Source organism: Burkholderia sp. B21-005 (assembly GCF_020843965.1).
In the GTDB taxonomy this organism is placed as follows: Bacteria; Pseudomonadota; Gammaproteobacteria; order Burkholderiales; family Burkholderiaceae; genus Burkholderia; species Burkholderia ambifaria.
In genome coordinates this window covers 1,534,268-1,552,968 of the sequence record NZ_CP086302.1, presented here as the reverse complement: position 1 = coordinate 1,552,968, position 18,701 = coordinate 1,534,268, and the positions used below count along the sequence as shown (strand labels likewise).

Here is an 18,701-nt window from a genome sequence, read left to right as displayed (position 1 = left end):
GTCAGCCCTTGCCCTTCGAGAACGCCATGACGCCGACAATCGCCACGACAGCCATGCCGGCCGCGATCAGATAGCGGTTGTCGTTCGCCGCGGCGACTTGCGTTTGCGCGAGCTGCGACGCGATGCCGGTAACAGCCTGCGTCGCCTGATTGAAGCCGCCCGTCAGATGGTCAGCGAGCGCCGTGCTCGTTTGCAGCATCGAGAGCCCCACGTCCGCCAGATGGTTCGACGCCGAGAGCGTGCTTTTCGCCACGTCCGCCATGCTCGACGTGGCCGCAGTGGACACCGCGCCGTTCGCGTTGAGCGCGCTCGTCGCGACCTGGCCCGCGACACCGGCACCGGCGAGCGCCGCACCAATGCCGGCCTGCACCGCGCCCTGATCCGTCGTCGTGATCGACGTGAACATCGTGTTGTTGTCGCCGCTGATCGCGGCCCCGCCCTGCACTGCGTTGCGGCGGTCGTTGTAGTTGTTCTGCGTACTGCTGGATGACGCGTTGCTGTCCGAGCGGTTCGCCGGCGTGTCCGGCAACCCCATCGCGAGCAACCGCACCTGTTCGGGTCGCTTGATCATTTCAATTCCTTCCGCAGCACCACCGAGGCGCGCGAGTATCCGCAGTTTTCGAGTTTCCGCACCAGCCCGCCCCGCCGCGTCTGCACGCGCACACTGGCGCAGCCGACCATCTCGCACTGACGCTCGATCAGCGGCAGGACGTGTGCGACCAGATCGAAGTCTGCACGCCCGTGCGCGAGCACAATCTCCGCTTCGCGACGCTCGCCGCGCACGCGCATCCGCAGCACGTAGAACGCGACCGGCACGCCGTTATCGAGCACGCGAAAGAACGTGCCGCCGTCGAGGCAATCCGCCGCATCGACCATGCCATCGCTCGTATCGGTACGCGCCCGGTCGCGCGGCGACACGTCGAACGCGGCCGCGACTTCCGCGCGGTGCGCGTCCGTGATCCGTTCGGCGTGCGCCGCGATTTTTTTCATTTTTTCCGCATCACCACGACGGCAAGGCCGATGACCGCGAGCAGCACCAGCGGATCCGAGAACGCGCCGGTAGTTGCCGCCGTCAGGCCGCCGATGCCGCCGGCCAGCCCTTGCGCCAGCGTCGAAACCGGGTTCGCCGTCGCGTTCGCGCTGCCGCTGCCGAAGTTGACCGACCATCCCGAGTCGTCCGCCGTGAACGGGTTGAACGGCGCATTGGACGACGTCTGCGGGCCGCCGCCACCGAGCAACGACGACAGCGCCTGCCCGGCCGCCATCGCCGCAGCGCTGTACGGGTTCGAGTAGGCAAGGCCCATCGCCGGATTGGTGCCGTTCATCGATCAGCCCTTGTGAATCGCGAGCGCGATCACCGCGAAGATGCCGAGAATCAGGATGGTCCGATTGCTCTGCGCGCCGTTGACTTGAGCGGCGGCGGCGGAACTGGCCGCCTGCCCTTGCGCGACAAGCCCCGCTTGCGTGGCTTCATAGCGGCGGTAATCGAGGTTCTGGCCATTGGTGAAGATGCCCGTGAATGCGCCTAGGCCCTGCGACAGCAGCCCGAACACCTGCGGCGCGTAGCTTGCGCCGTATCCGGCCTGATCCGCGCCCGTGATCGCTTGGCCGGTTGCCGGCACGATGTTCGTGCCGTCCGACTGCGGCCCGACTGACGAGCCATCGAGCGTGAAGCTGTAGGTATTTCCGCCCACGCCAAATTGCGAGGGGTCAAGCACGATGGGGTCTGCGATGGGGTCCATAGCGTTTCCTGTAGGTGTCGAAAAAATGGCGCGCGGGGCAGCGCAATCAAGCGGCCCGCGCGCCCCCGGCCCTTACATGTTGCTCAGGATGTCCAGCACTTCGACCACCGCCGTCACCGTGTCGGCCGCCGAGAACGTCGGGTTGAACTCCAACGCCGTCGCGTCCGCCGTCTTGACGGCGTTCGCGTAGTTGTTGTCCGCGCACGGGTCATAGCTGTAGAGGTTCGTCTGCGCGGTTTTCTGGTATTCACCCTGCCAGAAGCTGTTCACCGCCGTCGCCACGTTGTCCCAGATCACGATCCCGTTTTTCTTCACTTCGAGGTTCGTGAGGTTGCCGCCGTGCGCGAAATGCACGCGCTTGATGATCGCGCCGCGGTTCGTGATATCGATCAGCTTCATCGGGAACTTGCCCGACGCGGCGAACGAGCCCGTGAACGGGATATGCTTCGCCAGCACGCCGAGCGCGGCCGGCGGCCCGAGTTCCGCGTATGAGTCGAGCGTCGGCGCGGTCGCACCCGAGATATCGACTTCGACGGTCAGCGACGAGACGCCCTTGGCCGTGTTGAGGTTGCCGACGTACTGTTCCGTCATCGTCTTGGCACGGGGCTCCGTGAAATCGATGGTCAGGAAGCCGGCCGAGGCCGCGAGGCCGCGATACTGGTTGATCAGATCGAGGCGCGAGCCGATCGCGTTGACGATGATCTTGCCGTTCAGCTTCACGCGGATGCCGGTAATCATCGCCTTGGTGAACGTCGTTCCGCCCAGCGCGAGAATGATCTTGTTGTACGACATACCAACCGGAAGGTTGACGGTTGCCGTGCCGGTCGCGACGACGTTCGTGAAGGGGACGTTTTTGACGAGAAGCATGCCGGCCCCTTAGGAAACGATGGTCGTGAGCAACGGCACGTTCAGCGACGTTGCCACCGGGCGGATGACGATCTTCGTCACGGCGTTCATCGCGAGAAACATCGCGTAGGCCTTGAGCAGGTCTTTCATGGTTTCGACTCTCCGAAGTGAGCCGCCCCATGCGGCCCGTCTGTGAGCCTCAATGCTCAATGCGGGGGGCCGAAAACCACGAATCCGCGACCTATGGGGCGCGACCTATAGGGCGCGTCCGAAGTGCCAGAAATGGCACCAAAAATATTTGCGTGGTGTCGCGCCTAGACCACGGCCGAGCGGGCATAAAAAAAACCGCGCCGGGGCGCGGTCTATAGGTCGCGGTCTAATGGGTCAGCCGCGCTTCGTCTCGCCGGTCGCCATGTCGCGCCGAATCCATGCGAGGTCCGGCAGGTTGGACACGTCATCCTCCGGCACGCGCAGCACGCGCGCCACGGCCTTCACGTCGTTGTCATATGTCAGGCGGCCTGTTCGAACAAAGTTGCAGTTCCCGAGGAAATCTTTGTCGATCGACGCCGGCCGCTGCGACAGGCCATAGATGACTATCCCGCGCTTTCGGCCGCGCCCGGTCAGCATGCCCCACCCTACCGGCGAGCGCGAAGGCGTCGTGACCGACTTGAGCTCATCCACGATGAACGTCAGCCGCTCGGCCGCGAACGCGATCCGGCAGATTGCGTCGAACTGCCGCACGGCTACGGCCGGGTCAGGCGACGGGTGGAACACGACGCGGCACGCGCCGTCCGGGTGCGCCGCCTTGAACCCGGCCAGCACGTCGGATACCTGCGTCGTCACCGTGCCGAACGCGCCCCACTCCATATCCGGATCGAACACGATCAGCCGGCGCGGCTTCGCGCGCTCCATCAGCCGCTTGACGTAGCTCGACTTGCCGCTGCCTGTCGCGCCCAGCACCGCCTCTATGTGCGCCTTCGCCGCGACGCCATAGGCGGGCGCGGGCGCGGGCGTCGCCCGCTTCGCCACTCGAGTCATAGGTCAGGGAACGCCGGCGTGCTGGCGGTTGCTTGCCGCAGCGCGTCGGCCGCGCTCGCCGGCTGTTCGCCGCCGCGCACCGTGTGCGGATCGTCCAGCCCGCGCGCGGCGCGCGCCAGCGCGAGCCGGTCGGTCTGGATCTTCATCGCGACCACCTTGGCAGACTGGTAGAGCGCCGGCCCGCACACGGCCAGCGCCATCAGTTCGCACGGCATCGTGCCTTCGATATCCCAGCCGTACTTTTCCAGCACGGGCGCGATGCTGGCCGCCATCAGCGCGCGTTGCTTCTCCGACCAGCCCGCGCCCGGCGCGTATCCGTCCAGCATGGACGACACCAGATCGACCATGCCGGCCGCGCCGCGCGCGTAATCCGGGCCCGGCGCCGGTTGTCCAGGCGGAACCGCCGCGCCCGGATTCAGCGTCGCCGCGGCCTCCGCATCGATCCCGGCCGCCACGCCATCGAGCGCGGCGAAGCCGCCGCCCACGTCCAACTGTTCGCCGTCGATCATTGCCGCCCCGCCAGCACGTCAAACACCGAGCGCGTCGCGGCCTTCACGGGCCGCTCCTCCACGACCACATCGGGCGCACCGGGCACCGAATCCGCGACCGGTTGCGCGATCGGGCCCGCCTCGAACAGCGTCACTCGCCCCATCAGCCGCTTGTGCGCCTCCGTGCCCTTCTTCGCGTACATCGGCAGATCGCACCAGCCGCACGACATGTCGAGCGTACCCAGCTCGTTTTGCTTGACCGGGATATCGCGGCCGCAGCAGTGGCACGTCGCCGTGCCGATGACTTGTTTTTTCGGTTTCACTCGCATGGTTCCCCCGTGTTAATGCGTTACAGCGCCTCGACCGCCCTCACCAGCGCCGCGACTGCCTCGATCCACTTCTGCCCTGCCATTTTTTCGAACGGTGTCAGCCGTTCGAATGCGTTCCGCATGCCTTCTGCGTAGGTCCGTGCTGCGATCAGCGCGTTCGCGTTCACTTCGACCGTTTTCCCCCACTCAGCAGACGGCAAACCCGCCGTATCGCCCTGATTTTTCATAGTCTGAAATCCACTCCGCTATCCCAGCTTCGTCGGCAGCATCGCCGCGCGTACAGTTATTGACACAAGTCCAAGCGCGGGCGATGCCCGCGTGAACACCCTCGCTCACTCGACGCGAGACGATTTCCCATGCGTGGCGGACGCTTTCCACCAGCACCGTGACCAGCTTGCGTTTATCCCCGACGATGCCGTCGCGGTACGTGATCCAGCCCACGGCGCGCACGCCGCGCACTACCGCGCCGAGCGGCTCGCCATACCGGCCCTCGCGCGAGTCCCACTCTTTCGCGAGTTGTATTGGACGGGCATCACGCGGCGCATGGATACCGCCGTTCGCTTGAATGAACTCAGCCCACGATGCCGGCTTCGCCTCGCCCGATGCACTCTCCATCTTGTTGACGGCGCGGTGCGCGGCCTCCAGTTCCGCCGGAGCGTCCGCAGGAAGTTCGGCAACACGGCGCAGCTCGCGCCATACCGTGACCGGCGGGCCGCCGACCTGCTGAAACTGCCGGATGCGCCACGTCGACGCCCAAGCTTCGACGCGCGCCGACGATTCAAGCGCCGGATTTCCATACAGATCGTCCCCCACGGCATAGCCGTCTATGTTTTTCGATACGTATTTCGCGACGTAGCCCGCCGCGCTGCCCTTGTTCCAGTCGATCGGCTCAAAGTCCGCGCGGTGTTTCTTCGCGCCGCGCTCGTCCGGCGAGTCCTGCAACGCGTAGCGGCGCACGATCGCGCATACGCGCGGCAGCGCCGTACGGCGCATGTCGCCGCGCCAGCCCGGCGCGAAGAACACCAGCACGTGCCAGTGCGGGGTGCCGTCGTGATTCGGCTCGGCAATGCGGAAGCCGTACCACTGCACGCCAGCACGCGCGAGCGCCGCCCGCAGCCGCGCGAACATGCGCGCGAGATACGCCTGCGCCTCGTTCGGCTTCGTGCCGTCGTACAGCGGGTTCGCGCGCGCCTTGTCGCCGGCCTTCCGCCATTTGTGCATGCGCGACGGACAGGTGATCGTGAAGAACAGGCCGACGTGCCCCATGTCTCGCGCGATCTGCTCAAAGCCGGCAATGCGCGTCATCAGTTCGGCGCGGCGGATCGCCTTGTTCGCGACGCCGCGCGCGGCCAGTTCCGCGAGCGTGAATTCGTCGCCCTGCTCGTTGCGCGCGATGGTCTGCTCTAGCATCGCGGCATTGCGCTTGCGCTGCTGCGTCCGCCGCCCCAGCGATTCATCGCTCACGTACATGTCCCGCGCAGCGTTGACGTAGCCGAGCGAGATTGCCGCCGCTTCGACGTGGCGCGCGTGCATGCGGCGCAGCGCGCGACGCCACCAGAGCGCGTCCGTCATGCGCTTCACGGCCGGCACGTCGCGCACGCCCTTGATTTCGCCCGTGCGCGGGTCGATTCGCTCCGGTTCCGGCGCGTCGCACTGGTGCGCCTCAACGATGCGCGTCATCGCCTCGCGCGCCGCGCGCGGTTCGTGATACAGCTCCGCGAGCGCGGCGCATTCAGCCGCCAGCACGCCCGCGCGATCGCAGATCACGCCGTCGTTCGCGCCGAGCGGCAGGCGCACGGCGTCAAGTTGTTCGGTGAGGGAAAGCAGGAACAGGTTTGATTCGCGCCGGTCGCCGCCGGCACGCCGCTCGTCGTACTGGCCGAGGATGCGATCGCGCCAGCGCGGCGGGAGCCCCGCGACGCGCGACGCGCTCCATTCTTCGTCCGACGACAAGCGGCTGTATGGCATCACAGATCGAACGCTAGTTCGTTGTCCGGGACGATCAGGTGCAGCGGCGCATCACCGTTCACGACCTCGACCAGCGCATGGCCGCCCGGTATCGAGCAGTGGCACGCGTTCGCGTCTTTCGGGCCGACCTGCGCCACCTTGCCGCGCCAGCCGTCGCAATACGCGTAGAACTCGCCGCGCGCGTCGATCCGCACGCTATCGCCCGTGCGGAATCGCGAACCGATGAAAGCGCCGCTCATGATCAGTTCACGTTGTGGATGATGACGTCTTCCGGGGTCGCGTTCACGACCTTCACGGGCGAGCCGTCCGGCAGTTCGTCCAGACGGATCGTCAGCACCTTGTCGGTGCCGTCGAGCGGGTTGCGTTCCACGCTGATCACGACGCCCGCGCGGCCCTTGTCCGGGTGATTCGCGTCAGCCTTGATGACGGCCGTATCCCATGCCTTCGACATTTTTAAGACTCCTGAAAGAAAGCGGCACGCGCCGTAACGATGGATGCCGAACGAGCCGGCGCGCGCCGCGGTTGGTTCGTTCGGTGTTTGGAAAGAAGCGCCCGGATCCGGGCCAGTTCAGCGTCGCCGGCCGCCGTCGCGCGAATGTGCGCAACGCGCGGCAACCGGCGCGCGACGAACGAGGCGTGATATTCGCCCTCGTAGCCGATATCGCCGTCCTCGATCATGGTCAGGCCCCGAGCCAGTAAAAGAACCGATCGATCGCCCGCGCGATGCGCGCACGGCGGCGGTAATACGGGCCGTCCAGAGTGAAACCGCCCAGCGCTGACGGATGAATTTGTAACTGATTCTTGCGCATACCCTGCCCCTTTCGACGCCCCACCCGAGGGAAACAACACCGCCCCACGCCTTGCTGGGTGGCCTCCTAGCGCCGGATGGGTGGGTGATGGTCCGGTGGCGGTTCGGGGCGGCTGGTGTGGAGAATAGTCACAATCGGTTGACGCGTCAACTCGTTGTGACGTTGCGCCCGGTTGACGTTTCGCCTACCTTTCGATCTGGGTGATGTTGAAATTGGGGTACGGGTATGAAGACCACTCTGGAATATCTGGACGCAGTCCGGGAAAAACTGGACCTGCCGTCCGACTACGCAGCCGCGAAGCACCTGCATGTGACGCGCGCGGCCGTGAGCCGCTACCGCCAAGGCGACGCGACGTTTGATGACACGACCGCGTTGCGCGTGGCCGCAATCCTCGATATCGATCCGATGGAAGTTATTGCCGCCGTGAACGCAGAACGCGCTCGCGACGATGAAACGCGCAGCCTTTGGGAGACTGCTTGGGGAAAAGTGACAGGGGCCACCGTAGCAACCGCACTAATCGCTGGCGTGAGCCTGTCGGCGGCCCCTTCCGTTGCTAATTCCGCAACAATCCATCCGATAGTTTCCAGTCTTCACGTTATGTAAAATCAATAATCTGCTCGGAGAGGCGCTATCTGTGATGCATCCCGTGCAGTCAGCGACACTCTGGAAAAGGACGAAATTCGCCTCCCCATTCATCTTCATATCCGGCAATCCTGAGTCCGGACGTTGTCGTGCCTTCGAATCTCCGGGTCGCTGGGTCGAAATGCCATAGCGATGGGTCGTTCGGATCAATTGATTCCAACTGCCTTCGCAGTTCGGCTGCATTCCAGTGGTCAGGGAAGAAGCTCTTGTTCGAAGCGACAGTTTCCCAACGATTCCCAACTTCGATTTCGACCTGTCCTTGGTATGCGCCATGCGGACAGGGACCGCCGAGCGCGACCACCCGAACGGGATATAACTTGGGTTCGCCCGGACCGGCACCCCAGTCCCGAATTCGCTTTCGCTGTGGACGATTAAGGTGGAAACCACTCAGTGGCGGGTCGTTATTTCGATCGAGATCCCCGAGGATATGCGCAAGGTCCCACGGGAAATTATTTTTCGGTTGCGCGCCATTGGCTTGAAATCCTAGCGGATCGGTCCACGCTGTTGAGTTTGGCGCGTAACGATACAAATTGACTCCAGCGGCCAAACCCAAAGGATCCTTTGATACGAAGCTCCCGAGAAGCGGATCGTAGTATCGATGTCGGTTGTAATGTAGCCCCGTTTCCGCGTCGCAATACTGTCCTTGAAGACGAATCGGGTTGAGGTCGTTCGTGCTCATTGGAGCCGTCGATTGGCTACTGTTACTCGTCGACCAAACCTCACGTCCGCTGGAATCGATCATTTGCATTGGGCAACCATTCACATCACGTCGGTAGTAGGAGATCCGACGATTGCCCCCGTTTGAGGTCGCGGGGGCAGCATCGCTGACGCAAGCCAGGGGTACGAATGTGTCTGGATAGTAGATCCATTCCTGGTGTTCTCGAACTCGCCATCCAGGCTGTCTCGGGAACTGATCCGTACTGGACATCAAATCAGATGGCAATCGATATGCTGGATGCTCGTCATCATCTTCAGTGAGTTCGGCCGCGGGTGCATCGCCATCCCAAAAAAAGTGGCTAACGCTCCGCCGCGCGGTTGTAGCGAATCGGACCTTTGCTTGAGTTCCTTCATCACGCACTGCGAGAGTCGTCTTCCTGATGCGACGGCGAAACGCATCATAAAGATAGTGCGTTCGAACGTTGGGTATGCCGTCGCCGGATTCCGAGTCCAACGATCGAGGTCGAGTCGTCAACGACTCGATCAGTAACCCTTGTGCATTCCATTGGAGCGCCAAGTCCTGTTGTGACTCTCGTTTCAGGATCAAATTTCCCCGCTGATCGTACACCCAACAGGGATCATTGGATGCTTCATCAAGAATCCGACTACCGGCGTTTCCCCGTACGGCGACAATCTTTCTTTGCAACCCACTGCGGGTGCGAATGCTAACCAAGTTTCCAGCAGAATCGTATGAGAGTTCTTGCAATTTTCCGGCGGGATCGAGGTGTGCGGTCAGCCTTCCTACGGGATCGTATTGGTAACGCTCGGTTCCGAAGCGGGAGTCACCCTTCCCGATCATCTCGCCATTTGCGTTGTACGCATATTCGCTGGCGAACAAAACGCTCGTATCCGCAAGTAGCGTCTGTTTTGCCAGGAGCCCGTCTGACGTGTACGAGATCTCACGCTGCAGCCCTGCTCCAAGATGTTCGAGAATGATTTGCCCGAGTGGATCATGCTCGAATGTAATGGGCATCCCGTCGTCGATCTGGATCGAGTTGACTGTATCGAGGGCGTTGTAGCCATAGCGAACGGTATGTGTGATCACTGTGCCACGCACGTTAAGTTGCGTTTGACGCTCAATTCGGTTGCCGGCGGCATCGTATGCGTGCAGGATCACGAAATCGTTTCCCTGTCGTTCCTCTGTTATTCGGCCGACAGCGTCATAGGCTAGCTCGATTCGACTATCCGGATTTTCTGCGACTATCAGGTTTCCACGGCAATCGTAGGAAAAGGATTCGGTACGAATCCCGTCAGGTTGCCGCGGATCCGGCATCCGTTTCTGCACGAGGCGGTCGAGCGCATCCGTTTCATAGTCAATCGCCTGCCCTAACGGATCAATGCTGCGCGATAATCTACCCGTTGCGCCGTATTCGTATCGCTGCGGTTGGCCCCAGTAGTCAACTTCCTCGACAATCCGGCCCAAGGCGTCACGCTTTATCTGATGCAGTTCGCCGCGCTCATTGACTATGCCAACCAGACGAGCTTCCGTGTCGTAGCGGTATTCAACCGCGCCACCATCCGGAGCAAAACGTTTTCGAATGTGCCCAAGAGGCGAGTATTCCAATTGCGTGACCTCGCCATCCGGATTGCGAAAGCGTGTCAGGTTCCCGTTGGAGTCGTAGCTGTAAGAGGTTTCCCGCTCACCCTGTTCGATCGACCGTATGAGGTTGCCGTTGCGATCATATTCGTAGCGACTCACGTGGCCTAACGCATTGACTGTCTCGATGATATTAGCTCGGGCATCGCACGCATACCAGGTGCGATGCCCGAGCGCGTCAATTACCTCTGCGAGATTTCCATCACGATCGTAGTTGAAGTGCGTCACTGCACCTCGTGGTCCCGTATACTTGACAAGCTGACCAAGCCGATCGTACTCGTAGTGCATGCGTGACTGTGCCGGCGTGGTCTGTGCAAGCAGATTGCCGCGACTATCCCATTCATAGTGCCATTGCCTGTTGCCAGGTGCGGTTATACATATCGGCTTGTGAAATTCGTTATACTGAGCATATAGGGAAGTCAAATCCGGTAGCGTCTGCCTAACCAGATTTCCATATTCGTCATATTTCCATGTCGTAGCGCGTCCGGCTGAATCGGTTTTCCCGGCCGTACGGTTCCGGGCATCATATCGATAATTCGTAACGTTCCCCAGCGGATCGATTCTTGCGATGGGTAAGCCTCGCTCGTTCGCCTGCAGAATCGTCTGGTGCCCCATCGAATCCGTGATCCGCGTTTCTCGATGCGCGACGTCGTAGTCAAAGCGGTAGTCGACGAGACCGCTTTCACCCCACGCGCGATCGACCCTCCACACGCCGTCATCGTGGCGTCGATGGCTGTAGCAGAACGTTATTCCCCGCGCGCTCGTGTGGCTCGTCATTCGGTGATCGTCGTCATATGCGAACCGGTGTGGGTGATTCATCGCATCGAATACGGTAACCAGATTTCCGTTTCGGTCATGCTCGTAGCTAACGAGGGGGTGGGTATGGCCGTTTGCGTCAATTAGCGTCATGGTCGCGAGTAAACTTGCGTGGCCTCCGATCTGGGTGCTGGACCTTGCCTCACACCGGACGACGCGTCCGGTTTTGCCACCACTCCTCCATTCAACGAGGTGCACCAGGGTTGGATCAGCTCCGCGCTCGAATGTCCATGCGTTGCCGTTGAGATCGGCCATCCGTCCGATGGGAAGATTCAATCCGTCACCCTGCGCGACCAAGGCTAGCGCATGTTGCCAGCGTGTCGGCAATACGAATTCATGTTCGATCCCGGCATACGTCCGCAGGACCAGTCGATCATCTTGCCGATACAAGGCATGTCCATGCTGCCAGTCATATACGCAAGCCTGTATCCCAACCGCCTCCGGCACCGTATCGAAAGCCGTCGAGTGATCCGAGAAGTATGCGGCGACACCCACCGTTTCCGAGTTCCGCATCAGTTTCAAATGGACATCTGCAAGTGTCCTCCAGCCGATACCGACTGCTCCACTCCGCGTATCGTGACTTGCATAGTAGCGGCCCCACACCAACGGAAGGCGGCCTGCGATCGTGAAATCGTGTTGCTGTACAACCACTTCCCCGCTGATTGCATCCACCGGCTCCGCATGCAGCACCTTGCACTTGAGAAACCCCGACTTCAAATGCAACTTATCCGCCAGCGACCGCGCCCACTTCGACCCCCGAAACGCCCTGAACAACCCCTTCGCCGCCGCAGCCATGTTCAATACCGGTGGCCCGCCCACCATCACCGGCCTTCCCGCCGGAATCGGCAGCATCACCGAGCTCGGCATCGACGGATACGTGCGCTCCGTATGCGCGCTGTTGTGCCCCGGTGGTTCCATCCCGACCGACCAGCAGCTCAGCGCCGGGAGTGCCATGAACGACATCGGATCGTTGTTGGCGAGCACCGTCCTGCTCCCCATGAACGACTCGGCATCGTCCGACGGAACCGGATCCGGCGCGGGCGGCGGCGCAAACGACTCCCCGAGCGGAAAATGCAGCCCGGGCACGTGAAAGGAATGCGTGCCGACGGTCGCCCGCATCAACCCGTTCACAAAAATCGGCCTGCCTGCGGCACCGCCCATGCCAGCGCCCGCGCCGATCATGTTGCCGATGCTGCTCTGAAGCGCCACCGCTTGCTGCTCGAGTTTCAGCCCCTCCGCGACAATCGCGTTGCTCTGGATATCGGCGAGCTTTCCCGACGCGAACGTGGCCGCATCCTCGAGCGCTTTCTCGACGTCCGGATGATCCTCGAGATACGTGCTGACCTTCTCCTGAACCAGTGCCATCGCAATGCTGCCGACGACACCCTTCGCCGCCTCGACATACTCTCGCAGATCCAGCATGAACCCGACGTGCGGATGCGGCAGAAACACCGGCGTCGGGCTCGGCGCGACCAATACCGAATGAACGTCGATACCGACGACAGGATCAAGATGCTTGACGGCCAGCAGTCCCATGTCGCCCTCCCCGCTCAGTGTCCGCCGCGCAACGCCGCGACCTTCTCGCCGAGCGCAGCATGACGCCGACGGTCCATTGCACCCAGTTGCGAAGCCATCCACTCGACGACGAGCGGCAGGTTGCTATTCGCGCGCATCGGCTCGTCGATCACCCGTCCCGCATCGAGCGCATTGAACCCGGCGTCGAGCGCATGCTCGCGCTCCCCGGCCCGCTCCCAGCACACGGCGCTCATGCGCCATGCCTCGACCGTCATCAGCCCGTCTCGAGCAGCGCTGGTCGATGCCGCCGCCCGCTCGTAGCAATACGCGGCGTGCGCGAAATCCTTGTGCGTCAGATGCACGCTCGCCTCCCCGAACAGCCCGTTCGCGACGAGCTTGTGCCCCGCCGGATGACCTGCTTCGACCGCACGTTTGCCGCTCTCGGCGGCGCACCGGTACGCGTCGATCGCATGCTCGCGGTCACGCCATTTCAGATAAGCGGCCCCGGCAATCAGATGAACGACGACGCATTGATCGAACCACTGCTCACGCTCCGCGACGTTCAGCGCCGCTGCCCGCAATTGCTCGAGTCGGGTCGGATCACCGCAGTCGATCGTCTCGGTCAGCATCACGAAGTGCTGGCGGAATTCGCCGCCCGGCCCGCGCTCACCCGACTCCGCCAGCAATTCGCGCGGCACGCTCGCCATCGAGTATTTGCCGTGCACGACGCGCACCGCGGCACGATGTCGTTGCATCAGCATTGCGAACGGCTCGACCGCCGTGCGCGGCACGACGAAACGCACGCGCTCGCCTCGATTCGGCGCTGCGGCGACGATCGACAATAAGCGATCGATCCATCGCACCCATGCGGCTTCATCGCGCACTTTCCCTGGTTGCAGCACGAACACGAGCGACGGAAACACATCCGGATGGTGCTGGATCAGGCTGTCGGCGACCGTCAGCAGATGCGGCAACGGGTCCTTGCCCTCGTCTCGCGGCGCTCGCCAATCTGCACGCACACCATGCGCAGCAGAACCTTCTCTGCGGCTGTCGTAGAACGCGATCAGTTCGTCGATCAGCGCCTTCGCGTAGCCGGACTCGTCGACGAACGGCGCGCGCATGGTCCGCACCGCGCACGACGTTTCATCCTGAACCTGGAAATACAACCGCACGAGCTCCGCATCCGTCTCGTCGGTTTGCCAGATCATCAATCGCGCGTCCCGCTCCCGCGCGAAACTCATCCAGTCCGCATGCGCATCCATGAACCTGCGCTCCACCGGATTGGTCGGCTGCCAGTTCTGCATCGGGGCGAACCTCCGTCACGGATTCAGTTTCAAAACGGTGCCTTCCACCGTGTGCTCGCCGGTCGCCGACGACGTCACCGTCTTGCCGTTCACGGTGTGGCTTTCCTTGCCGGTCGAGGTCACGTTGATCCCCTGGATCGCGATCGTGCCGTCGCGCTTCATCACGATGCTCGATGCGCCGCACATCAGCACCAGCTGGTCGCCGGCCGTGACCAGCACCTGATGCTGCACGCTGGTCGTGTGGTTCGCGCCGACGTTGACGGTGTGGTCTGCACCCACCGTGAGCGTGTGCGCGTTCGCGATCGTCGACGTGCGTGCGCCGATCTCTTCCGTATGCGTCGACGCAACCTGCGTCTTCATGTCCTGCGACGTCGTGTGATATAGCTGCGTCACGTTCAGTGTCTTGCCTTCGCCGATCGTTTCCGTCTTGCCTTTCGCGACGGTCTCGCTGTGCGTGCCGCCGATGGTCGCATCGCGGTTCGCGGAAATCGTCACGGTTTCGTTCTGTCCGACGGTTCGCGTGCGGCTTCCCGTGACGCTATGCGTCTCGTTTGCGCCGATCTGTGCCGTCCTGTTCTGCCCGATATTCACCGACTCGTTCTGCCCGACACTCCGTTGCCGGTTGTTCTTCACCTGCATCGTCTCGTCGTTCCCGACCGTATGCGTATGGTTGTTCCCGACAGAAAGCGTGTGATCGGCCTCCGTCTCCGCATCGAAATTCCGTTCCGCGTGCATCCACAGCTGCTCGGCGCCCTTCTTGTCCTCGAACCGGAATGCGTTCGCATGGTCGGTCGTCCCACCCGGCGACGACCTCGACAGCAACCCGCTTTGCGTCGCACTGCCCGGCAGCCCCCACGGTGGCATCTTCTCGCCGTTGAAAACCCGCCCCGTTACGATCGGCTCGTCCGGATCGCCGTTGAGAAAATCGACCACGACCTCATCGCCCACACGCGGAATCTGCACCCCGCCGAACCCACCGCCGGCCCAAGGGCTCGACACCCGCACCCAACACGACGAATCCTGGTTGCTCTGCCCATACCGATCCCACCGGAACTGCAGCTTCACGCGCCCATACTGATCGGTCCAGATTTCTTCACCGGGCGGCCCGACGACGGTAGCCGTTTGCGGCCCATTGGTGTGTGGCCGCGGCGTGAGACGCGGCGACCGATACGGCAGACTCGACGGCTGCACGATCATCATCGTTTGATGCACGACAGCCTCCGCGCCCTGATCACTCGCATAAGCGTTCTCCTGAAAGCGGTACTGGCACCGCACGATCAAATGCTCGCGATTCTGGTCAGCACGCGGACAATGCTCGAGCATGAACAGATACCCAGGCGCCGCCCCCCGCACGTCCGTCCCGGCACTCGCGCGCTCGTGCTCGGCCTGCTGTTCCTCGAGCCGCACGCGGCTGTAATGCGCACCCGGCGTGTCGTCGCGATACCCGCCCGGCCATTCGAACGACGCGAAGCTGTCGTGATCGTGGCCGCGCGGAGCGACTTTCTGCGTCGATAGATCGGCCCGCGGCTTCGTGTAGTCGTAGTCGGTGGTCTGATGCTTGCCGATGCTCACTTCCTGCGCGGGCAGCCACACGTCGATGCGCTCCTCATCGGCGATTGCCGTGCGATCCTGCGCGATGTACGGAATCGTTTCGTAACCGGGCAACGCGACGTGCGACGACATCGCATCGCACAGCACGAGCGTGTGATTGTCGGCCGAGTGCCGGAAATGGAAATAGATGCCCTCGAATTCCATCAGCCTCGACACGAAAGCCGTATCGGTCTCGTTGTACTGCACACAGTACTCGCGAGGTACATAGGATTCACTCAGCTTGTTCTCGATCGGAAAGCCATAGGGCGCCAGCACTTCCTGCACGATGTCGGGGACGGTGCGGTTCTGGAAGATCCGGCAGTCCGAGCGGCGCGTCGCGAGCCACAGCCACGGCCGCACGATCAGCTCGTAACCGTAGTGCCGTTCGGCGCGCCGGCCAGCCAGCGTCGCGCGCGCGACGATCCCGTTCAGGTAGCGCGTCGAACGATCCTGCTGCTCGATTCGCACGGTCACGGGCTTGCCGAGCATGTCCTTCAGCGACAGGCTGTGGCTGTCCGCCAGCGCCTCGATCCGGAATTCGAACAGACGGCCGAGTTCGTCGCTGCCGTCGAGCGTATGGAATTTCAGGTCGTCGCCGTGCGGGCTGTCGAGTGTGAATACGCGATTCAAGTCGCCTCCTCCTCGTCGAACCGATATGCGAATTCGCCGCCGGCCGCACTTACCTCGATCGCCCCCAGCACGCGCCCTTCGAGCGTGGCCTCGAGAATCGCGCGACCGATGCGCGGCATCACGGTATGCGTGAGAATCGCGTCGACCATCCGGCCGCCGGATTCGATCGTCCGACAGCGCTCGACGATCAGCGCGGTCGCCGCGTCGGTACAGCGGAGCCGGATCCCGTGATGCAGGTCGATCCGCTTCTCGAAGCGCCGCAACTGCAGTTCGACGATGCGCGCGAGTGTCGCATCGGTCAGCGGGTAGTACGGCACGACGGTCAGCCGGCCGAGCAGCGCGGCCGGGAACACGTCGAGCAGCGGCGCGCGCAGCGCATCGGCAAGCGCCTGCATGTCGGGCAGACGCTCGGGATCGCGACACAGCTGCATCACGCGATCGGCGCCGACGTTCGAGGTCAGCAGGATCACCGTATGCCGGAAGTCGATGTCGCGCCCTTCGCCATCCTCCATCCAGCCCTTGTCGAACACCTGGAAGAAAATCTCGTGCACGTCGCGATGCGCCTTCTCGATCTCGTCGAGCAGCAGGACGCTGTACGGCCGCCGGCGCACGGCCTCGGTGAGCACGCCGCCCTGTCCGTAGCCGACGTACCCGGGCGGCGCGCCCTTCAGCGTCGATACCGTGTGCGCCTCCTGGAACTCGCTCATGTTGATCGTGATCGCGTTGCGCTCACCGCCGTACAGGGTGTCGGCCAGCGCGAGCGCGGTCTCGGTCTTGCCGACACCGGACGGCCCGCACAGCAGGAACACGCCGTGCGGCTTGGTCGGATCGTCGAGCTTCGCGCGCGCGGTCTGAATCCGTTCGGCGATCAGCTCGACCGCATGGCGCTGGCCGACGACGCGTTCGCCTAGCGTCTCGGCAAGCTTCAGCACGGCCTGCGTCTCGTCGCGCACCATCCGGCCGAGCGGGATGCCGGTCCAGTCGGCGACGACAGCGGCGACCGCATGCGTGTCGACGGCGGGCAGTACAAGCGGAGCGTCGCCCTGCATCTCGGCCAGCGCCTGCTGCGCGGCGGCCAGACGCGCCTGAATGTCGGCGCGTGCGGCGGCGGTGATCTCATGCGACGGCTCGTCGTCGAGGAGCGCGGCGCGCGACTCGACAATCGCCGTCAACGCATCGCGCTCGGCTTGCCAGCGCGTGTCGAGCCGGTCGAGTTCTGTCTGCACGGCGGCAAGCTCGGCATCGATCGCGTCACGCCGAGCGGTGTCGCCGCTGCCGAGCGCACACTCGCGCCCGATCCGTTCACGCTCGACGCGCAGGCCGTCGATACGCCGGCGCGCGTCCTCGATCGGCGCGGGCAGCGCGTGCTGGCTGACGGCGACGCGCGCGCAAGCCGTATCGAGCAGGCTGATCGCCTTGTCCGGCAGCTGCCGCGCGGGGATATACCGATGCGACAGCGTCACGGCAGCCTGCAGCGCGTCGTCGAGCACGAGCACGCGATGGTGCGCTTCGAGCTTCGCGCCGAGGCCGCGCAGCATCGTCACGGCGGCCGCTTCTCCGGGCTCGAGCACGTGCACGAGCTGGAAGCGCCGCGTCAGCGCGGGATCCTTTTCGATGTACTGCTTGTACTCGGACCAGGTGGTCGCGCCGATCGTGCGCAGCAGGCCGCGCGCGAGCGCGGGCTTCAACAGGTTCGCGGCGTCGCCAGTGCCGGCCGCCCCGCCCGCGCCGACGAGCGTATGGACTTCGTCGATGAACAGGATCGCCGGCCGCTCTGACGACATCGCTTCGTCAATCACACCGCGCAGCCGGCTCTCGAACTCACCCTTCACGCTCGCGCCGGCCTGCAGCAGCCCGATGTCGAGCAGGTACAGCGCGACGTCGCGCAGCGACGGCGGCACGTCGCCTGCGGCGATCCGCAGCGCGAAGCCTTCCGCGACGGCCGTCTTGCCGACACCCGCTTCACCGACCAGCAGCGGGTTGTTCTGCCGGCGCCGCAGCAGGATGTCGACAATCTGGCGGATCTCCGCCTCGCGCCCGACGACGGGGTCGATTTCGCCGGCCCGCGCGCGGGCGGTCAGGTCGACGGCAAAGCGTGCCAGGGCCGAACCTTCGGCGGCGGGCACACCGTGCATCGTGGCGCAGCCGGAACCCGAGCCAGAACCCGCATCGACACGCGCAGCCGGTTGTGCCTCGGGCGAGCCGTCGACGATCGATGCGAGGTCGGCCGCAAGCACGTCGGGCACGATGCGCTCGAACTCGCGTGTGATCGCATACAGCACGTTGCGCAACTGCGGCGTTTTCAGGATCGCGAGCAGCAGGACCGCGCCACGAATCCGCGTCGCATCGTATTTCAAGGTGGCATAGACCCACGCACGCTCGACCGCGTCGTCGATGTGCACGGACAGGTCCGACACCGATCCCGCGCCCCGCGGCAGCTTGTCGAGGGCACTCACCAACCCGCGCTCGATGGCGGCCTCGTCGATCTCGAACCGACGCAGCACGCGCTGGAGGTCGCCGTCGGGCCGCTGCAGGAGCTGCTTGAGCCAGTGCGCGAGTTCGACGTAAGGATTGCCGCGCAGCCGGCAGAATCCGGTTGCCTGCTCGAGCGTCTCGTAGAGGAGCGGATCGAGTTTTCCGAACAGGTTGACGCGGCCGATATCGGACATG

The 18,701-nt window shown here is 63.6% G+C and carries 19 protein-coding genes; 1 reads left to right on the top strand and 18 read right to left on the bottom strand.

The annotated features are described in order from the left end of the window. Position 1 precedes the first annotated feature (1 nt). The 14 genes from LMA02_RS23280 to LMA02_RS35310 form a co-directional block, all read right to left on the bottom strand. Positions 2-571, bottom strand: a complete 570-nt coding sequence (locus LMA02_RS23280) for a hypothetical protein (protein WP_228909984.1) — start codon at positions 569-571, stop codon at positions 2-4. Then, positions 568-990 carry a hypothetical protein gene (locus LMA02_RS23275; protein WP_228909983.1) on the bottom strand — a complete coding sequence of 141 codons (423 nt, stop codon included), beginning with the start codon at positions 988-990 and terminating at the stop codon, positions 568-570. The genes LMA02_RS23280 and LMA02_RS23275 overlap by 4 nt, the downstream gene beginning before the upstream one ends. Further along, positions 987-1,325, bottom strand: a complete 339-nt coding sequence (locus LMA02_RS23270; protein ID WP_228909982.1) for a hypothetical protein — start codon at positions 1,323-1,325, stop codon at positions 987-989. Before LMA02_RS23270 ends, LMA02_RS23275 begins: the two co-directional genes overlap by 4 nt. 3 nt (positions 1,326-1,328) lie before the next feature. Continuing rightward, positions 1,329-1,742, bottom strand: a complete 414-nt coding sequence (locus LMA02_RS23265; RefSeq protein ID WP_228909981.1) for a hypothetical protein — start codon at positions 1,740-1,742, stop codon at positions 1,329-1,331. Between the two features lie 72 nt (positions 1,743-1,814). Then, on the bottom strand, positions 1,815-2,609 hold the full coding sequence (locus tag LMA02_RS23260) for a major capsid protein P2 (protein WP_228909980.1): 795 nt from the start codon (positions 2,607-2,609) through the stop codon (positions 1,815-1,817). A gap of 363 nt (positions 2,610-2,972) precedes the next feature. Then, positions 2,973-3,626: a helicase HerA domain-containing protein gene (locus LMA02_RS23255; protein ID WP_228909979.1), complete on the bottom strand. Its 654-nt coding sequence runs from the start codon at positions 3,624-3,626 to the stop codon at positions 2,973-2,975. Then, the gene (locus LMA02_RS23250) at positions 3,623-4,135 is read right to left on the bottom strand and encodes a hypothetical protein (protein WP_228909978.1); all 513 of its coding nucleotides are present in this window, start codon (positions 4,133-4,135) and stop codon (positions 3,623-3,625) included. Before LMA02_RS23250 ends, LMA02_RS23255 begins: the two co-directional genes overlap by 4 nt. Then, positions 4,132-4,443 (bottom strand): hypothetical protein, encoded by a 312-nt coding sequence (locus LMA02_RS23245; RefSeq protein WP_212097765.1) that lies wholly within the window; start codon positions 4,441-4,443, stop codon positions 4,132-4,134. The genes LMA02_RS23250 and LMA02_RS23245 overlap by 4 nt, the downstream gene beginning before the upstream one ends. A gap of 20 nt (positions 4,444-4,463) precedes the next feature. Further along, entirely contained in the window at positions 4,464-4,670 is a 207-nt protein-coding gene (locus tag LMA02_RS23240; RefSeq protein WP_228909977.1) for a hypothetical protein, read from the bottom strand. Beyond that, entirely contained in the window at positions 4,630-6,210 is a 1,581-nt protein-coding gene (locus LMA02_RS23235; RefSeq protein WP_228909976.1) for a replication endonuclease, read from the bottom strand. Before LMA02_RS23235 ends, LMA02_RS23240 begins: the two co-directional genes overlap by 41 nt. Before the next feature lie 200 nt (positions 6,211-6,410). Then, positions 6,411-6,650 carry a hypothetical protein gene (locus tag LMA02_RS23230; protein ID WP_212097770.1) on the bottom strand — a complete coding sequence of 80 codons (240 nt, stop codon included), beginning with the start codon at positions 6,648-6,650 and terminating at the stop codon, positions 6,411-6,413. Between the two features lie 2 nt (positions 6,651-6,652). Then, positions 6,653-6,862: a hypothetical protein gene (locus LMA02_RS23225; RefSeq protein ID WP_228909975.1), complete on the bottom strand. Its 210-nt coding sequence runs from the start codon at positions 6,860-6,862 to the stop codon at positions 6,653-6,655. Positions 6,863-6,864: 2 nt separating this feature from the next. Next, the gene (locus LMA02_RS23220; RefSeq protein WP_228909974.1) at positions 6,865-7,089 is read right to left on the bottom strand and encodes a hypothetical protein; all 225 of its coding nucleotides are present in this window, start codon (positions 7,087-7,089) and stop codon (positions 6,865-6,867) included. 2 nt (positions 7,090-7,091) lie between these two features. Further along, complete coding sequence (locus tag LMA02_RS35310) at positions 7,092-7,220, bottom strand: hypothetical protein (RefSeq protein ID WP_267478994.1); 129 nt, start codon at positions 7,218-7,220, stop codon at positions 7,092-7,094. A 225-nt stretch (positions 7,221-7,445) separates the two neighbouring features. Here LMA02_RS35310 and LMA02_RS23215 point away from each other — a divergent pair, with 225 nt between their 5' ends. Continuing rightward, entirely contained in the window at positions 7,446-7,823 is a 378-nt protein-coding gene (locus LMA02_RS23215) for a DUF3693 domain-containing protein (RefSeq protein WP_228909973.1), read from the top strand. 49 nt (positions 7,824-7,872) lie between these two features. Here LMA02_RS23215 and LMA02_RS23210 read toward each other — a convergent pair whose 3' ends face one another. The 4 genes from LMA02_RS23210 to tssH are packed head-to-tail and all read right to left on the bottom strand — an operon-like array spanning position 7,873 to position 18,700. Then, positions 7,873-12,528: an RHS repeat-associated core domain-containing protein gene (locus tag LMA02_RS23210; protein WP_228909972.1), complete on the bottom strand. Its 4,656-nt coding sequence runs from the start codon at positions 12,526-12,528 to the stop codon at positions 7,873-7,875. A gap of 14 nt (positions 12,529-12,542) precedes the next feature. Further along, a complete protein-coding gene (locus tag LMA02_RS23205) occupies positions 12,543-13,811 on the bottom strand; it encodes a hypothetical protein (RefSeq protein WP_228909971.1) in 1,269 nt (422 codons plus the stop codon). 15 nt (positions 13,812-13,826) lie between these two features. Then, entirely contained in the window at positions 13,827-16,031 is a 2,205-nt protein-coding gene (tssI, locus tag LMA02_RS23200) for a type VI secretion system tip protein TssI/VgrG (protein ID WP_228909970.1), read from the bottom strand. Then, on the bottom strand, positions 16,028-18,700 hold the full coding sequence (gene tssH, locus LMA02_RS23195) for a type VI secretion system ATPase TssH (protein WP_228909969.1): 2,673 nt from the start codon (positions 18,698-18,700) through the stop codon (positions 16,028-16,030). Before tssH ends, tssI begins: the two co-directional genes overlap by 4 nt. Position 18,701: the final 1 nt, after the last annotated feature.

Excerpts from the sequence above, each read along its gene's own strand:
- LMA02_RS23280 (WP_228909984.1), bottom strand. The coding sequence starts at position 571 with ATGATCAAGCGACCCGAACAGGTGCGGTTGCTCGCGATGGGGTTGCCG.
- LMA02_RS23275 (WP_228909983.1), bottom strand. The coding sequence starts at position 990 with ATGAAAAAAATCGCGGCGCACGCCGAACGGATCACGGACGCGCACCGC.
- LMA02_RS23270 (WP_228909982.1), bottom strand. The coding sequence starts at position 1,325 with ATGAACGGCACCAATCCGGCGATGGGCCTTGCCTACTCGAACCCGTAC.
- LMA02_RS23265 (WP_228909981.1), bottom strand. The coding sequence starts at position 1,742 with ATGGACCCCATCGCAGACCCCATCGTGCTTGACCCCTCGCAATTTGGC.
- LMA02_RS23260 (WP_228909980.1), bottom strand. The coding sequence starts at position 2,609 with ATGCTTCTCGTCAAAAACGTCCCCTTCACGAACGTCGTCGCGACCGGC.
- LMA02_RS23255 (WP_228909979.1), bottom strand. The coding sequence starts at position 3,626 with ATGACTCGAGTGGCGAAGCGGGCGACGCCCGCGCCCGCGCCCGCCTAT.
- LMA02_RS23250 (WP_228909978.1), bottom strand. The coding sequence starts at position 4,135 with ATGATCGACGGCGAACAGTTGGACGTGGGCGGCGGCTTCGCCGCGCTC.
- LMA02_RS23245 (WP_212097765.1), bottom strand. The coding sequence starts at position 4,443 with ATGCGAGTGAAACCGAAAAAACAAGTCATCGGCACGGCGACGTGCCAC.
- LMA02_RS23240 (WP_228909977.1), bottom strand. The coding sequence starts at position 4,670 with ATGAAAAATCAGGGCGATACGGCGGGTTTGCCGTCTGCTGAGTGGGGG.
- LMA02_RS23230 (WP_212097770.1), bottom strand. The coding sequence starts at position 6,650 with ATGAGCGGCGCTTTCATCGGTTCGCGATTCCGCACGGGCGATAGCGTG.
- LMA02_RS23225 (WP_228909975.1), bottom strand. The coding sequence starts at position 6,862 with ATGTCGAAGGCATGGGATACGGCCGTCATCAAGGCTGACGCGAATCAC.
- LMA02_RS23220 (WP_228909974.1), bottom strand. The coding sequence starts at position 7,089 with ATGATCGAGGACGGCGATATCGGCTACGAGGGCGAATATCACGCCTCG.
- LMA02_RS35310 (WP_267478994.1), bottom strand. The coding sequence starts at position 7,220 with ATGCGCAAGAATCAGTTACAAATTCATCCGTCAGCGCTGGGCGGTTTC.
- LMA02_RS23215 (WP_228909973.1), top strand. The coding sequence starts at position 7,446 with ATGAAGACCACTCTGGAATATCTGGACGCAGTCCGGGAAAAACTGGAC.
- LMA02_RS23210 (WP_228909972.1), bottom strand. The coding sequence starts at position 12,528 with ATGGGACTGCTGGCCGTCAAGCATCTTGATCCTGTCGTCGGTATCGAC.
- LMA02_RS23205 (WP_228909971.1), bottom strand. The coding sequence starts at position 13,811 with ATGCAGAACTGGCAGCCGACCAATCCGGTGGAGCGCAGGTTCATGGAT.
- tssH (WP_228909969.1), bottom strand. The coding sequence starts at position 18,700 with ATGTCCGATATCGGCCGCGTCAACCTGTTCGGAAAACTCGATCCGCTC.